The organism is Rhizobium sp. Leaf453 (genome assembly GCF_001425605.1).
Taxonomy (GTDB): Bacteria; Pseudomonadota; Alphaproteobacteria; order Rhizobiales; family Rhizobiaceae; genus Pararhizobium.
This window is the reverse complement of record NZ_LMRG01000012.1, coordinates 673394-688303: the sequence shown is the minus strand read 5'-3', so window position 1 is coordinate 688303 and position 14910 is coordinate 673394. Positions and strand designations below refer to the sequence as shown.

Genomic DNA, 14910 nt, shown 5'->3' with positions numbered 1-14910 from the left:
CCTTGTTCCTGCAAGCACATTTCAACGACGAAAGGAAAACGTCATGCGTGTATGGTTCATCACCGGTGCCTCCCGCGGGTTCGGCGCCCTTATCACTCGCGAAGCTCTCGATGCCGGCGACGCCGTCGTCGCGACGGCCCGCAATCCCCAGACGATCATCGACCGGTTCGGCGAGCATCCCAACCTTCTGCCGGTGGCGCTGGATGTAACCAGCGAGGCGCAGGCCCATGCGGCCGCCGAAAGCGCGGTCAAGCGCTTCGGCAGGATCGACATTCTGCTCAACAATGCCGGCTACGGGCTGCTCGGCGCCGTCGAGGAAGCGACTGCCGAGGAGATCGAAAAGATCTATGCGACCAATGTCTTCGGGCTGCTGAAGGTCACCCGCGCCGTGCTGCCGCACATGCGCCGCCAGCGTTCCGGCCATGTCATGAACATCTCGTCGATCGGCGGTTATGTCGGCTTCCCCGGATGGGGCGTCTATGGCTCGACCAAGTTCGCGATCGAAGGCCTGTCGGAATCGCTCGCGATCGAGGTCAAGCCGCTGGGGATCGACGTCACAGTCATTGAACCCGGTTTCTTCCGCACCGACTTCCTCGATGAGGCCTCGCTGTCGATCAGCCCGAGTTCGATTGCCGATTATGCCGAAACCCCGGCCGGTGCCATGCGTGACTTCGCCGCCGGCAAGAACCACGGCCAGCCCGGCGATCCGCTGCGCCTCGCCAAGGCGATGATCACGCTGTCCAAGGCTGAAAACCCGCCGCTGCGCATGCTGTTCGGTACGGATACGGTCGCGGCAATCGAGGCGAAGAATGCCAGCGTTGCCGCGGAACTGGCGACCTGGCGCGAACTGGCCACTTCGACGGACTTCCCACCGGAATCCGCAGCAGCATAAAACGCAAAAGGCACTGCCGCTTCGCGTGGCAGTGTCTTTCTCCTTGTTCGGCCCTTTAACTTTAAAACTTGTCCGATACCTGAATGCCGGCCGGTCCGAGAATGACGGCGATCAGCACCGGCAGGAAGAACAGGATCATCGGCACGGTCAGCTTCGGCGGCAGGGCGGCGGCTTTCTTTTCTGCCTCGTTCATGCGCTGGTCGCGGCTTTCCTGGGCGAGAACGCGGAGCGCCTGGGCGATCGGCGTGCCGTAGCGATCCGCCTGGATCAGCGCCTGCATGACCGACTTGACTTCATCCAGGCCGGTTCGGGTACCGAGATTTTCCAGTGCGACACGACGATCCGGCAGGAAGGAGAGTTCCGCCACCGTCAACACCAGTTCCTCGGCAAGTGCCGGCGATTGGGCGGCGATTTCATCGGCCACGCGCCGCAGGGCAAGCTCCATGGAGATACCGGATTCCACGCAGATCAGCAGGAGATCGAGCGAGTCCGGCCAGGCCCTGCGGATGGAGAACTGGCGCTTGGAGACGGCGTTAGAAATGAAGATGTTGGGCGCATAGAAACCGGCATAACCAATCCCGATCACCGCCAGGATTCGCATCGGAAGCGGCTTTTCGCCGAGATAGCCGAGGAAGAAAATGTAGAAGGCGCCGACTGCGAGAAACAGGAACGGCAGGCAGAAGCGGGCAACAAGGAACATGTTGAGCGCGTTTTGCGAGCGGTAACCCGCCGATTTCAGCCGGTTGACGGTGTTGTCGTCGACCAGCGCCTTGCGCAAGTTGAGGCGGTCGACGATCTGGCGGACGGACGTATTGTTCTGTGCACGCAGCGAGGCCTTGCTGGCGGACGCCTCGGCATTCAGGCGTGCGCGTTCGCGCGCCCGGATCTGCTCGCGTTCCGTAGCGACCGACTTCATTCGCTTGTCGAGATTTCCGCGTTCAAAGAAGGGGATCGCCAGCGAATAGAATGTCGCCAGAACCGCCACGGACACGAGAAATGCCACAATAACGGTCGGATCGGTCAGGGTATTGATCATGCCCTCGCTCATGCCGGACCCTTTCCTAGATATCAAAATTGATCATGTTGCGCATCATCCAGATACCGATGCTCATCCACACGCCCGAGCAGCCCATGATGATGTGGCCGCGCGGATCGGTGAACAGGATCATCATGTACTCCGGCGAGGTCATGTAGACCATGAAGGCAACGATGAAGGGCAAGGCGCCGATGATACAGGCCGATGCCTTGGCTTCCATGGAGAGCGCCTGCACCTTAGCCTTCATCTTCTTGCGTTCGCGCAGCACCTTGCCGAGGTTGCCCAAAGCTTCGGACAGGTTACCACCGGCCTGCGCCTGAATGGCGATGACGATGGCGAAGAAATTCACTTCCGGCAGCGGGATGCTGTTGATCATGCGGGCGCAGGCTTCGGGAATGTTGAGACCCACCTGCTGCGCCTCGATGATGCGCTTGAACTCCGTCTTGACCGGCTCCTGGCCGTCATTGGCGATCAGCCGGACGGCATCGTTGAGCGGCAGGCCGGACTTGATCGAGCGCACCATGACATCGAGCGCGTTCGGAAATTCGTTGAGGAAGGCCTTGCAGCGCCGCTTGATCATGAAGCCAACGAACCAGCGCGGGAAACCGGCAGCACCGATCAGCACGATACCGGCAACGATGGGCAGCATGGCACCGGCGATCAAAGCCATCAGGCCAGCCACAACCCCGAAGACAACGCTGAAAATATAGAATTGCGTGATCGAGATCTTCAAACCGGCCTGCATCAGCCGGATCTTCATCGTCGGCTTCGCCTTGGCGGTCTTTTCCTGCTGCTTCTTCTCGAGGTCTTTCAGCGAGTCGGCCACGGATTTGCGCCGCTTCGACATTTCGTTCATGCGGTCGCGCGCGGCCTTGACCTGAACGCGATCGGTTTCAGCGGATTTGACCTTGCGGACGCGGCTTTCGGCCTTCTTCTCGGTCTCGATACGCGTGAACAGGACGCCATAGGCAAGACCGGCCGTCGCAAGAGCGGCAAGACCGGCAATGGCCAGAACGATGATATCGATCCCGAACAACAAAGCGATCAGTCCTTTTCCATCGCGTCGAGCGTCGCAGCCAACCGCTTGTCTTCGTTGAAGTAACGGGCGCGATCCCAGAAATGAGGACGGCCAATACCGGTGGACTTGTGACGGCCGATGATCCGGCCATTGGCGTCTTCGCCCTCGATCTCGTAGCGCAGGAGGTCCTGCGTGATAATCACGTCGCCTTCCATGCCGATCACCTCGGTAATGTGGGTGATACGGCGTGAACCGTCGCGAAGGCGCGAGGCCTGGACGATGATATCGATCGAGCCGGAGATGATTTCGCGCACGGTCTTGGCCGGCAGCGTGAAGCCGCCCATGGCGATCATCGATTCCATACGCGACAGGCATTCGCGCGGGGTATTGGCGTGAATCGTACCCATCGAGCCGTCGTGACCGGTGTTCATCGCCTGAAGCAGGTCGAAGACTTCCGGTCCGCGCACTTCGCCGACGATGATGCGCTCCGGCCGCATACGCAGGCAGTTCTTGATGAGATCGCGCATGGTGATCTCGCCTTCGCCTTCGATGTTCGGCGGACGGGTTTCGAGACGCACGACATGCGGCTGCTGCAACTGCAGTTCGGCCGTATCCTCGCAGGTGATGACGCGTTCCTGCTCATCGATATAGCCGGTGAGGCAGTTCAAAAGTGTCGTCTTGCCGGAACCGGTACCGCCGGAGATGACGAGATTGCAGCGGACGCGGCCGATGATCTGCAGGAGGACTGCGCCCTCCGGCGTGATCGAGCCGAACTTGACCAACTGATCAAGCTTCAGCTTGTCCTTCTTGAACTTACGAATGGTGAGCGCCGTACCGTCGATGGCGAGCGGCGGCGCGATGACGTTGACACGCGAACCGTCGGGCAGACGGGCGTCGCAGATCGGCGACGATTCGTCGACGCGGCGGCCGACCTGGGAAACGATGCGCTGGCAGATCGACAGAAGCTGGGCGTTGTCGCGGAAGCGGACTTCCGACTCGATGGTCTTGCCGCCGACTTCGATGAAGGTTTGGCCCGCACCGTTGACCATGATGTCGGCGATGTCGTCGCGCGCCAGAAGCGGCTCGAGCGGACCGTAACCCAGAACGTCGTTGCAGATATCCTCGAGCAGTTCTTCCTGCTCGGAGATCGACATCGCAAAGTTCTTGATCGTGATGATATCGTTGACGATATCGCGGATTTCCTCGCGCGCGCTCTCCGTGTCGAGCTTGGCGAGCTGCGACAGGTCGATCGTGTCGATCAGCGCCGAGAAGACCTGGCTTTTCGTATCGTAATAATCCTCGGTGCGGGCCGCCTTCTTGCGGACCGGTGGAGGACTGGGCTGCGCGCGGGTGACCGGCGTTGCTTCACGCGCCGGCTCGGCAAGCACAGGCGTGGCGGGCCGCTCGGCCACTGCCACGGTTGCGGCGGCACTGGCAGGCACGGGCTGTTGCACGGGAGGGCTGATGGAGCCGCTCTTGCCGAAGCCTTCGTTTCCTTTTTTACCAAACATGCGCTCAATCCGGTCTTTGCTTCGATATCAGTTATTTGCGTCCGAGCATTCCAAGCATCTTGCCAAGTCCGCCCTTCTTTGCCTTCTTGGCCGTCACCCGGCCGGTGACGAGATGCGCGAGCTGCGCCAGGGTTTCGGCCGTTGGTGCCTTCTTGTCGATCTCGGCAATCATCCGACCGCTGTTGGCGGCATTGCCGAAGAGGATCGTGTCGAACGGAATGATCGCCACCGGCTCGATTTCGAGAGAATCGCAGAAATCGTTCGGCGAAATCTCGGGCCGCTTCGGCATGCCGACCTGATTGAGGACCAGATGCGGCGCCTTGTCATTCGGACGGATCTTTTTCAGAGAATCCAGCAGGTTCTTGGCGTTGCGCAGGTTGGCGAGATCCGGCACGGCGGTGATTACCACCTCATCGGCATCGGCCAGCACCGAGCGTGTCCAGTCAGCCCACATATGTGGCACGTCGAGCACCGAAACCGGCGCGTTGCGCTGCAGGATTTCCATCAACGGCTGGAAGGCCGTGGCGTCGAAATCGTAGGGGCGATCGAGCATCGAGGGCGCTGCAAGCAGCGACAGCCGCTCCGAGCACTTGGTCAGCAAGCGATCGAGGAAGACTTCGTCGAGGCGTTCCGGCGAAAATACGGCTTCGGAAATGCCCTGTGGCGGATCCTGGTCGAAGTTGATGTTGGCGGTGCCATAGGGCAGATCGAGGTCGGCAAGCACGACTTCGGTCGAAAACAGGTTGGAAATGCCCCAGGCGCAATTGTGTGCGAGTGTCGAGGAGCCGACGCCGCCCTTTGCGCCGATGAAGGCGATGCTGCGACCGAGTGGTTCGGCTTCCGGGTCGACGAAGATCGAGGCGATGGCCGCCAACACATCCGGCATGGTGACCGGCGCGACGATATATTCGGAAATGCCGTTGCGGATTAGTTCGCGGTAGAGCGGAATATCGTTGTAGCGGCCGATGATCACCACCTTGGTGGAGGGATCGCAGACGGAAGCCAGCGGCTCCAGTTCCGCCATCAGGAAACGCGGCTCGGTCGATGTTTCCAGAATGATCAGGTTCGGCGTCGGCGCGGTCGCGAACATATTGGCAGCGGCCGCAATCGTGCCGCTGTTGATACGCAGGCTGACCTTGCTCATCCGCCGGTCCTGGCCGCACCGCTCCATGACCCGCTGCAGCGCTTCGGTTTCGCAAAAGGCGTGTACCGAAATGCGCGGAAGCGGCCGCAAATGGTCGATGTCGCTGGGGCGAACAGCGTCATATGCACTGTCGGCTTCACCGCTTCCGGTTTCGATCTTGTAGTCAATCGCGCTCATGTTGCTATCCCGTCAAAGCGTCCGGATTCGTCAATTGTTGATGTTGATAGTCGTTTCCGTGCCAGTCTCTATCCCGCGATAATCGCTGATGACCTGACCGCGCTGGACGGCATCGATCGGCGACATTTCACGCGGACCGAGGAGATCCAGCGGGCTGGCGACCTGGGCCGCGAGATTGGCCTGGCTGGCGCAACCGAAGTTCTCGTAATTCTTGTTCTCGAACGTGTTCATGGCAAGATCCGACGGCCAGTTGCCGCAGGGCGCCGTCTTCGCCGTGATGGCGCTATAGGTCAGTCGGATCGGGGCCGCGTCACCGTTGGGATCGGCCTGATAGCTTACTTCGATCATGCGCGTGGCCGGAATGCCGGCGCCAACCAGAACACCGCGGACTTCCTTGCGGACAACCGACGCCGCCTGGGCGTTGACCGATCCCTGCGGCAGCATGATCTGCACCGCTCCGCTGGCATCGTTCTTGTAGTTCGATGCAAAGCCGCGGATGTAATCGCGGGCACCCTTTGTCAGATGCCGGTCACCGGATGCGACCGGTATATCGATCGAACGTTCGGCCTCGGCGATGACGATCGGGTGACGTGTGCGGTAATCATCCGGCAGCGCGCCTGTCGTGTTGGGGTCGCGGGCGCAACCGGCAAGCGTTGTGCCAGTGACGAGGACGGCACCGATGGTCAGCATACGCAGGAGACGAACCGGACCGTTAAAGGTGTTTGGCCGCATGATCGAGTGCCTTTTCAGATTGCGGTTCAGGATGAGCTTCGCTGTCATGACCGGTTCCGCCTATTTGTAGATGAAGCCGACACTGCCATGATACTGCCCGACGGGGGCGGCCTGGCGGTTGCCGTAGATTCGATTGACCTCACCGAGGAATGCGCTGGACAGATCGTCGGTCGGGTTGAAATTGTCATCCGGACGCGAGAGTTCTCCGCGCGCCACCGGCTTGACCAGATACGGCGTTGCGATGATGACCAGTTCGGTTTCGTTGCGGATGAAGTCCTTCGAGCGGAAGAGCGTGCCGAGGACGGGAATCTTCTGCGCGCCCGGAAGACCCGACAGTGCCTGACGGACATTGTCCTGCACCAGACCGCCGATCACGATCGAACCACCCGAGGGAAGCTCGACGCTGGTGGCCGCCTTGCGCCGACGGATCGACATGTAGGTCTGGCCGGGGGCATCGATGGCATTCGCATTGACGACCGAGCCTTCGAATGTCGGCTCGGAAACTTCGGTAGCGATTTCCAGGGCGATGCGGCCGGGACCGAGCACGACCGGCGTGAAGTCCAGTCCGATCCCATATTCGACGGTCTCGACCGTGCGTGACAATCCGTCCTCGCCGATTTCCTGCTCAGACGGCAGGCGATACTCGCCGCCGACGGAGAAGCTCGCCTTCTTGCCGGAGATAGCCGTCAGGCTGGGTTCGGCCAGGGTGCGCATGACACCCGCCTGCTCCATGGCGTTGAAATAGCTCGCGAACAGACCAGAGCCGGAGCCGATCGACGCGGTGATCTTCGACGAGAATGCGTTCACGGCGTTGCCGAGGTTGGCCGGGTTGCGGAAGGAAATCCCTTCGCCGCTGGTGCTGCCGATGAAGCCGCTGAAACCAAGCTGCTTCAGCACCTGTCGCGACACTTCCGCAACGGTGACCTTGAGCATGACCTGGTCTTCGCCATCGATCCTCAACAGGTTGACGATCTGAGATTCCTGGCGGTCTTCGGCGAATATGTCCGCATCGCCATTGTTACCCTGGGCCGTGATGTTGCGGGTTGTCGCTTCACCACCCTTGAGGAAGGCTCTCGCAAGATCTTCGACGCGGGTCGAATCAAGGGGTGTGCGGACCGTTCCGGTCAGCACGATGTTGTCCGAAACGATTTCAACCTTGATATCGGAATCAGGCAGGAAACGCCGCAGATTGGCTTCGAGGTTGGAGATATCGCGTTCGATCTCGAGGTCCAGGCTGACGATTTCCTCGCCGTTCGGACCGAAGACGAAGATGTTCGTCTGCCCGACCGTCTTGCCGAAAAGGTAGATGCGCCGCGAAGTGCGCGTGACCGCGTCGGCCAGCGTCGGGTCGGCGACCAGGATGTCATGGGCGTCTGCCGGCAGATCGACGACGACGGCCTTGTTCAGCCCCAGCTTGATGGTCTTCTTGACGCCCGGCCCGCTATCGACGATGCGCACTACCGACGTGTTCGCCGCTTCCGCGGTAGAGGTCAGGGCGGGCATGCCGGAGAAGGCGAGGCAAAATGCCAGGCCGCCTGCGACGGAGCTACGAAATTTCTTGCCGATCCGGTTCACGTTCCGCTCCCGCTCAAACATTATTGCGCTTCGTTCATGGAAGAGCCTTCTTCGCTCTTCACGATCGAACCCGACTTGATGATCTGGATTGCCGGGCGGCCATCTCCGCTCAGCAGGTAGTCCGCCGCAGCGGTATCCGGTTCCTGTGCATCCGCCACGCTGCGAAGCGCGAGCGACAGGCGCTCGGCCATCTGCTGGGCGACGGTCATGACCTTTGTCTGGTCCGGGGTAAGTTCCAGCGTCGCGGTCGTGCCGACCACCGACTTGCTGCCGTCTTCTTTTTCCTCGATCTGCTGGTCGATCGCGAGAACGCGGACGTTGCTCAGCACGGTTTCGGTCAGGAAGGAGCCTTCCGGCGTCTTGCGCACCATGATCACGTCGACGCGGTCGTTCGGCAGGATGAAGCCGCCCGCGCCGGTCGCGACAGTAATTTCGGTGGCGACCGCACGCTTGCCGGCCGGCAGCAGCGCGGACATGACCCGGCTCGACGAATCGGCGATCTTTTCGGCGCGTACCGGTTCACCATTGAAGATCGGCAGGCGAACGACGACACCCTGGAGGTCAGCGACGGCGTTGGGACGGAGCTCTTCGGTGATCAGGCCATCGACGACGCCGTCCTTTGGCCAGGACATCCAGTGGATTGCATCGGGATCGAGGCGCGATCCGACCGGCAGGCTCTTGCTGGCGACCAGCACGTTAACGGTGGGCTCGCGCTCGATGACGGGCTCGGCCGATGTCATCGGCGCCCTGCCACTGGTGAGCTTGAGTGCCAAAAATCCGGCCAGTCCTGCCGAGACGACAGCAACCGCCAAAATAATAACGCGCACCGGTTTCATGATCTTTCCCTGCAGTCGGAGACTATGCTTGGAACAGATTGATCAGGAATTGGTGTAATTATAGTTAACGGACTGCTTACAATCGTGGTTAACAAATGATTTGCACCGCAAAGGCACATAAAAAATGCGGCACGCGTGCCGCATTCGTATCGCTTGGGTCAGGCTGGCACGCAAAAATTAATGCAGTTGCGCCAATGCGGCCTGCATCAGGGGCGACGAGGGATAGGCAATGAAGCCACCCAGACCGATGGCGATTCCATAGGGAATCTTCTTGGCGGTGAACAGCAGCGGCGGCACCGGGATGCCCGAGGCGAGGATTGCATTTTCCTGCTTGCGCATGATGAGAATCAGAATCGTCAACAGACCGCCAAAGATCGAGACATAGATCAGGAACTCGAACAGCGAACTGTTGAATCCGAACCAGACAGCGCTGGCCGTCAGGAGCTTGGCGTCGCCCCCGCCCATGACATTGAGCGCAAACAGCGTGAAGCAGCCGGCGAACACGATCACTCCGGCCAGTAAATGCATGCCGATCAAAGGAAGCGCTAGGCCGGCGAGCGGCGCGACCAGGAAAAAAGAGCCGAGCAGAATGGCCGATACCCGATTGGGGATGGTCATGGTGAACAGGTCGGAGAAGGCCGCGATCGCCAGGCACAGCGGAAAAATGACAAAAATGGCTGCTTCGATCACTCGCATACCTCCGATTTGCATGTCCACAAGGCGATCAAGGCCGGTCGATGCCGATCGCGGACGCTAGAGAGGTTACCCCTCTCGATTTAACGAAACGCCAATCCTGCTGCTAAAACTGGTCCCGAAAAAGAAAAACCGCCCAAACGGGCGGTTTCCCTTTCGAAATGACACCGAAATCAGAACTTGTCGGCGGTCGTCATCTTCGTGCTCAGGTCCTGGAACTGTGTGTCCAGAGCCGAGCCGAGGGTCGTTGCACCGGTGATGAGTGCGACGGAGATGAGAGCAGCGATGAGGCCGTACTCGATAGCGGTGGCGCCGGACTCATCCTTCATGAAGCGTGCGAAAATCTTGGTCATATCATTTCTCCTGGTTCTGGTTGCCGCTCCAGTCAACCGCCAACGTTCATCTGTAATGAGTGGCCGGTCCCGGGCGGATATTATTGAAAAACAGCGACGGGTACTGTTGCCCGCCTCATCGGCGGGACTTGGGCGCATCCGGTCGGAAACCGATCCGGCTGCGCCCCATTTCAAGCGACTACGGAAATTAGAACTTGTCGGCAGTCGTCATCTTCGTGCTCAGGTCCTGGAACTGCGTGTCCAGGGCAGAGCCGAGCGTCGTTGCACCAGTGATCAGAGCCACCGAGATGAGCGCGGCGATGAGGCCGTATTCGATCGCGGTTGCACCAGATTCGTCCTTCATGAAACGTGCGAAAATCTTGGTCATGGTCATACTCCTACTTCACTTGTTGTTCAGCACTACCGCCAACTGTTTCCGTTGATCGGATGGAGCGAACCTACACACGGTGAATTGCAAACCGCTTAAGGAAAACAGTTACCGAGATGTTAACGGCCGACACCGCGTTTCTTGGTAAAAATATCAGTAACCGATAGTATAAAATTCTATCTATCAGTATTGCCTGGCAACGGCAGGAAGCCGGATGTCTGCCCGGGGGATGCCCGCCCGGAATTTGGTGGCGGATTTAACGCTTCATTCACCAAAACCGCGCATGTTGGATCATCTGCATCATCAGGACACGGCCATGAACATGTTCCATACAGCCATCGGCGCCCGGTTGCTGGCGCCTGCCTTCGCAAGCCTGACGCTGGCCGCCGTTCTCTTCGCCAATCCGGCGGGCGCTTCGGAAGACATGTTGCGCGTCTATATGGACCATGCACGCGTCCTGAAGCTCGATCGCCCCGTAAGCAAGGTCATCATTGGCAATTCCGACGTGGCCGACGCCACCGTCGCCGATGCCAAGACCATCGTGCTGACAGGCCGTTCATTCGGAACGACGAACCTGGTCATCCTGGACAGTGCTGGTAATGCGATCGTCGACGAACGCATCCTGGTTTCGATCGACGAGGGCAACACGTTGCGCGTCTATCGCCAGACCTCACGCTCCGTGCTGTCGTGCACGCCGACCTGCGAAGCGCACGCCGTACAGAAGGCGGCCGCCGCCAACTAGGGCGTCCATACCCTGAACGGTAATGGCAACGATCAATCGTTGCCATTTCGTGAATCAGTCCGTTCAAATTACCCCGGTTCCTGCATACGAAATATCAACAGTCATTTCCTAATGTACGTCATCGTGTTGTGGCTTGGCGGAATGACGGATGTTGAACAACCAGAATGAAAATCCTGTGACCGACTGCACTGGAGACACGCGCCCCAAAGTGCGGCGTGGCTTGTTGCGGCGATTCTGCAAGGAAAAGTCGGGCACATCGACGATCGAGTTCGCCCTCCTGGCCCTGCCTTTCCTCATCGTCCTCTTCGCATCGCTGGAAACCTTCGCGGCATTTACGGCCGAACAGCTGCTGTCCAACGCCACGGACACAATGGCGCGCAAGGTGCGCACCGGCGAAATCACCTTCGGTCTCAATCCGGCGACGGACATGTCCGAAGAGCAGTTCCGCAAGGCCTTCTGCAACGAGATCTCGATCATCATGAAATGTTCGGAAACCGAAGCGAAGAAGCCGTCGCGGCTGTTCATCGACGTTCGCAGCTTTGCGGATTTCTCGAAAATTCCGGTCGCGATCCCACGCAAGGGCGGCTCCAGCGGCGATCTCGACACCAGCGGATTCAAGTTCTCACCCGGCGGCCCGACCACGATCAATATCGTGCGCGCCTATTACCGCTGGGAGGTGATTACCGACCTGGTCCGCCCCTATATCACCAACCTGCGCCCCGCCGGAAGCAGCATGCCAAACGACTACCTGATGGTATCGACGGCCGCATTCCGCAACGAAAACTATTGAGGTGCACGCGATGAAAAACGTCCTCCGCTACCACATGGCCGTGCTCTCCGACAAAACCGAGGCCTTCCGCAGATTCTGGCGCGACAGGAAAGGTACCGGAGCGATCGAGTTCGCGATCATCGCGCCACTGCTGATCATGGCCTATATCGGCTCGTTCGAGGTGTCGCTGGGCTTCAGCATCTCGCGCAAGGTCGCCCGCGCTTCCAGCACTGTCGCCGACGTCCTGACCCAACAGACCGATGTCAGCAAGGCGACCCTGGACGGCATGAAAGACGTGGCCAAGAGCGTCATGGCGCCTTACGAGATGAACACGTATACGCTGAAGATGACCGGCATTACCGTCACGGCCGCCGGCGTCGGAACTGTCGCGTGGTCACGCGACCAGGCCGGTGGCACACCCTACAAGGCCGGCTCCGTCGTGACCCTGCCTTCGGATATTTCCGCTGTGAATGCCTTCGTCGTGCGGTCTGAACTGGTCGTACCCCACCATCTCCTGCTGTTCGCGCCGGGTCTGGCCGACAATACGCTGAAGACGATCAACCTTTCCAAGACCTACTATTTCCGCCAGCGCGTCGGCGACAAGATCACCTGCAGCGACTGCTGATCGAAAACCAGCCCCTGGGAGCGAGGTCCGCGATTTGCAATCCGGCCCGCACCGGGGTATTTCTTCGCGCCTTCGTCCCGGTGGCAGGTGAGCGCCCTGAGACGAGCAATAGCAGTTTTGTCGGGCGCGGCCTCCCTTCAGGATACCGCGCTTTTGACAGCTTTCGGGTGATCCATGGCGCGTGCCTTTCTCTTCGTTCTTGACTCCTTCGGTATCGGTGGAGCACCGGATGCCGCCGAGTTCGGCGATCTTGGCGCTGATACGCTCGGCCATATCGCCGAGTTCTGCGCGGCGGGTGCCGGCGACCGTGAAGGCTTGCGCGAAGGACCGCTGAACCTGCCGAACATGTCTGCGCTCGGGCTATTGCATGCCGCCAAATTGGCCAATGGCCGCACGCCGGCCGGAATGCCGCTGCCGGAACGGATCTTCGGTCTCTATGGCGCGGCAAGCGAAGTCTCGCGCGGCAAGGACACACCGTCCGGCCACTGGGAGATCGCCGGCACGCCGGTGCAGTTCGACTGGGGCTATTTCACCGCCGAGGGTGACGCGTTTCCGCCCGAACTCGTCGAGGCGATCTGCCGCGAGGGCGAAGTTCCTGGCATTCTCGGCAATTGCCATGCGTCGGGCACAGACATCATCGCCCGCTATGGCGAAGAGCACATGCGGACCGGCAAGCCGATCTGCTACACCTCGTCGGATTCCGTCTTCCAGATCGCCGCGCATGAGCATTCCTTCGGTCTCGACCGGCTGCTCGGCTTCTGCCAGACGGTGCGCCGCCTGCTGGATGACTACAATATCGGCCGCGTCATCGCCCGCCCGTTTATCGGCACCACACCGAAGGATTTTGTCCGAACCGGAAATCGCCGCGACTATTCCGTCCTGCCGCCCGAACCGACATTGCTGGATCGCCTGACGAAAGCGGGTCGCACCGTTCATGCCGTCGGCAAAATCGCCGATATCTTTGCCCATCAGGGCATCGGTCGTGTCATCAAGGCGAACGGCAACATGGATCTGTTCGACGCGACGCTGAAGGCCGTGGACGAGGCCGAGGACGGCGATCTCGTCTTCACCAATTTCGTCGACTTCGACATGCTCTATGGCCATCGCCGCGACGTGCCCGGCTATGCCGCCGCGCTCGAAGCCTTCGACCAGCGCCTGCCCGATCTCGACCGCAAGCTGAAGCCGGGCGATATCGTCATCCTGACTGCCGACCACGGCTGTGATCCGACCTGGCGCGGCACCGACCATACGCGCGAGCGCGTGCCGATCCTTGTTTTCGGTCCAAACGTCCGCACCCGCTCTATTGGCGTCCTGCCGGGCTTTGCCGGGATCGGTGAGAGCGTTGCCAAACATCTTGGCCTTGAACCGGGCCTGCATGGGAGAAGTTTTCTGTGACCGCATATCTGAAAAAGGCCGAGTTGCACTGCCACATCGAGGGTGCGGCCCCGCCGGCCCTCGCGCTGGAAATGGCCCGCAAATATAATGTCGATGTCAGCGGCATCATCCAGGACGGTGCCTATGTCTCGGCCGATTTCAGCCATTTCCTGAAATGCTATGATGCCGTGGCCGAACTCTTCCGCACCGAGGAAGACTATGCGCTGCTGGCCGAGGCTTATCTGACGGAACTTGCAGAGGCCGGCACGATCTATAGCGAAATCATCGTTTCCCCCGACCATGGCAACACGATCGGCATCGGCAGCGACGCCTATATTCGCGGCCTTGCCGCCGGCATCGAGGCGGCGAAGGCCAGGACCGGTATCGAAGGCCGGATGATCATCACCATCATCCGCCATATGGGGCCGGAAGCGGCCGTTCGTACCGCGCTTTATGCGGCCAAGCGAGAGCATCCGCTGGTGACCGGCTTCAATCTTGCCGGCGAGGAACGGATGCACCGGGTCGCCGACTTCACCCGCGCCTTTGATATTGCGCGTGATTGCGGCCTCGGCATCACCATCCATGCTGGCGAGATGGCGGGTGCCTTCAGCGTGCGCGATGCGCTCGACCATGTGCGTCCGTCGCGCATCAGCCACGGCGTGCGCGCCATCGAGGACGCCGATCTCGTCAAGCGGATTGCCGACGAGGGCGTGGTGCTGGAAACCTGCCCGGGTTCCAATGTCTCGCTGCAGGTGTTTCGGGATTTCGCCTCGCATCCGCTGCGCGCGCTCTATGAGGCCGGTTGCCGCGTGACGCTCAATTCCGACGATCCGCCCTTCTTTCACACCTCGCTGAAACAGGAATACGAAATCGCCTCACAGGTCATGGGCTTCACCGACACCGAGATTAACGGCATGACCCGGACCGCGATCGAAGCCGCCTTCGTGGACGAGCCGACCCGCCAGAAGCTGCTCGCTGCGTTTTGAGGGCTTGTGGGCTGTTGATGACGGGGCAAAGCACTGCTCAGGCCTTGCGGCCCCGCGCCTTTCCGTGAAAAAAAGAGTTT

The 14910-nt window shown here is 60.3% G+C and carries 16 protein-coding genes; 6 read left to right on the top strand and 10 right to left on the bottom strand.

The window, feature by feature from the left end; translation table 11 throughout:
* The first annotated feature begins 43 nt into the window (after nt 1–43).
* Complete coding sequence (locus ASG68_RS16825) at nt 44–892, top strand: oxidoreductase (RefSeq protein ID WP_062582317.1); 849 nt, start codon at nt 44–46, stop codon at nt 890–892.
* A gap of 61 nt (nt 893–953) precedes the next feature.
* Here ASG68_RS16825 and ASG68_RS16820 read toward each other — a convergent pair whose 3' ends face one another.
* The 10 genes from ASG68_RS16820 to ASG68_RS16775 all read right to left on the bottom strand — a co-directional run bounded on the left by ASG68_RS16820 (nt 954) and on the right by ASG68_RS16775 (nt 10334).
* On the bottom strand, nt 954–1940 hold the full coding sequence (locus tag ASG68_RS16820) for a type II secretion system F family protein (RefSeq protein ID WP_062582315.1): 987 nt from the start codon (nt 1938–1940) through the stop codon (nt 954–956).
* Between the two features lie 13 nt (nt 1941–1953).
* Nucleotides 1954–2964, bottom strand: coding sequence for a type II secretion system F family protein (locus ASG68_RS16815; protein WP_062582448.1), 1011 nt, complete (start codon nt 2962–2964; stop codon nt 1954–1956).
* Between the two features lie 8 nt (nt 2965–2972).
* Complete coding sequence (locus ASG68_RS16810) at nt 2973–4457, bottom strand: CpaF family protein (protein WP_062582313.1); 1485 nt, start codon at nt 4455–4457, stop codon at nt 2973–2975.
* Between the two features lie 31 nt (nt 4458–4488).
* Nucleotides 4489–5778, bottom strand: coding sequence for a CtpF protein (locus tag ASG68_RS16805; protein WP_062582305.1), 1290 nt, complete (start codon nt 5776–5778; stop codon nt 4489–4491).
* Nucleotides 5779–5808: 30 nt separating this feature from the next.
* Entirely contained in the window at nt 5809–6468 is a 660-nt protein-coding gene (locus ASG68_RS16800) for a CpaD family pilus assembly protein (protein WP_062582446.1), read from the bottom strand.
* A gap of 102 nt (nt 6469–6570) precedes the next feature.
* Complete coding sequence (locus tag ASG68_RS16795; RefSeq protein ID WP_156373902.1) at nt 6571–8085, bottom strand: type II and III secretion system protein family protein; 1515 nt, start codon at nt 8083–8085, stop codon at nt 6571–6573.
* A gap of 20 nt (nt 8086–8105) precedes the next feature.
* On the bottom strand, nt 8106–8921 hold the full coding sequence (cpaB, locus tag ASG68_RS16790) for a Flp pilus assembly protein CpaB (RefSeq protein ID WP_062582302.1): 816 nt from the start codon (nt 8919–8921) through the stop codon (nt 8106–8108).
* A gap of 177 nt (nt 8922–9098) precedes the next feature.
* Nucleotides 9099–9617, bottom strand: coding sequence for a prepilin peptidase (locus ASG68_RS16785; RefSeq protein WP_062582299.1), 519 nt, complete (start codon nt 9615–9617; stop codon nt 9099–9101).
* A gap of 170 nt (nt 9618–9787) precedes the next feature.
* Nucleotides 9788–9967, bottom strand: coding sequence for a Flp family type IVb pilin (locus ASG68_RS16780; RefSeq protein ID WP_062582297.1), 180 nt, complete (start codon nt 9965–9967; stop codon nt 9788–9790).
* A gap of 187 nt (nt 9968–10154) precedes the next feature.
* Entirely contained in the window at nt 10155–10334 is a 180-nt protein-coding gene (locus tag ASG68_RS16775; protein ID WP_062582297.1) for a Flp family type IVb pilin, read from the bottom strand.
* 316 nt (nt 10335–10650) lie between these two features.
* Here ASG68_RS16775 and ASG68_RS16770 point away from each other — a divergent pair, with 316 nt between their 5' ends.
* From ASG68_RS16770 to ASG68_RS16750, 5 genes are all read left to right on the top strand, one after another.
* Nucleotides 10651–11076, top strand: a complete 426-nt coding sequence (locus ASG68_RS16770) for a pilus assembly protein N-terminal domain-containing protein (protein WP_082478505.1) — start codon at nt 10651–10653, stop codon at nt 11074–11076.
* A 148-nt stretch (nt 11077–11224) separates the two neighbouring features.
* The gene (locus ASG68_RS16765) at nt 11225–11866 is read left to right on the top strand and encodes a TadE/TadG family type IV pilus assembly protein (protein ID WP_062582295.1); all 642 of its coding nucleotides are present in this window, start codon (nt 11225–11227) and stop codon (nt 11864–11866) included.
* Nucleotides 11867–11876: 10 nt separating this feature from the next.
* Nucleotides 11877–12470: a TadE/TadG family type IV pilus assembly protein gene (locus tag ASG68_RS16760; protein WP_156373904.1), complete on the top strand. Its 594-nt coding sequence runs from the start codon at nt 11877–11879 to the stop codon at nt 12468–12470.
* A gap of 174 nt (nt 12471–12644) precedes the next feature.
* Nucleotides 12645–13865 (top strand): phosphopentomutase, encoded by a 1221-nt coding sequence (locus tag ASG68_RS16755; protein ID WP_062582293.1) that lies wholly within the window; start codon nt 12645–12647, stop codon nt 13863–13865.
* Nucleotides 13862–14830, top strand: a complete 969-nt coding sequence (locus ASG68_RS16750; protein ID WP_062582291.1) for an adenosine deaminase — start codon at nt 13862–13864, stop codon at nt 14828–14830. The genes ASG68_RS16755 and ASG68_RS16750 overlap by 4 nt, the downstream gene beginning before the upstream one ends.
* Nucleotides 14831–14910: the final 80 nt, after the last annotated feature.

Coding starts and splice junctions, on each gene's coding strand:
- ASG68_RS16825 (WP_062582317.1), top strand. CDS start 44: ATGCGTGTATGGTTCATCACCGGTGCCTCCCGCGGGTTCGGCGCCCTT.
- ASG68_RS16820 (WP_062582315.1), bottom strand. CDS start 1,940: ATGAGCGAGGGCATGATCAATACCCTGACCGATCCGACCGTTATTGTG.
- ASG68_RS16810 (WP_062582313.1), bottom strand. CDS start 4,457: ATGTTTGGTAAAAAAGGAAACGAAGGCTTCGGCAAGAGCGGCTCCATC.
- ASG68_RS16805 (WP_062582305.1), bottom strand. CDS start 5,778: ATGAGCGCGATTGACTACAAGATCGAAACCGGAAGCGGTGAAGCCGAC.
- ASG68_RS16800 (WP_062582446.1), bottom strand. CDS start 6,468: ATGCTGACCATCGGTGCCGTCCTCGTCACTGGCACAACGCTTGCCGGT.
- cpaB (WP_062582302.1), bottom strand. CDS start 8,921: ATGAAACCGGTGCGCGTTATTATTTTGGCGGTTGCTGTCGTCTCGGCA.
- ASG68_RS16785 (WP_062582299.1), bottom strand. CDS start 9,617: ATGCGAGTGATCGAAGCAGCCATTTTTGTCATTTTTCCGCTGTGCCTG.
- ASG68_RS16780 (WP_062582297.1), bottom strand. CDS start 9,967: ATGACCAAGATTTTCGCACGCTTCATGAAGGATGAGTCCGGCGCCACC.
- ASG68_RS16775 (WP_062582297.1), bottom strand. CDS start 10,334: ATGACCAAGATTTTCGCACGTTTCATGAAGGACGAATCTGGTGCAACC.
- ASG68_RS16770 (WP_082478505.1), top strand. CDS start 10,651: ATGAACATGTTCCATACAGCCATCGGCGCCCGGTTGCTGGCGCCTGCC.
- ASG68_RS16765 (WP_062582295.1), top strand. CDS start 11,225: ATGTTGAACAACCAGAATGAAAATCCTGTGACCGACTGCACTGGAGAC.
- ASG68_RS16760 (WP_156373904.1), top strand. CDS start 11,877: ATGAAAAACGTCCTCCGCTACCACATGGCCGTGCTCTCCGACAAAACC.
- ASG68_RS16755 (WP_062582293.1), top strand. CDS start 12,645: ATGGCGCGTGCCTTTCTCTTCGTTCTTGACTCCTTCGGTATCGGTGGA.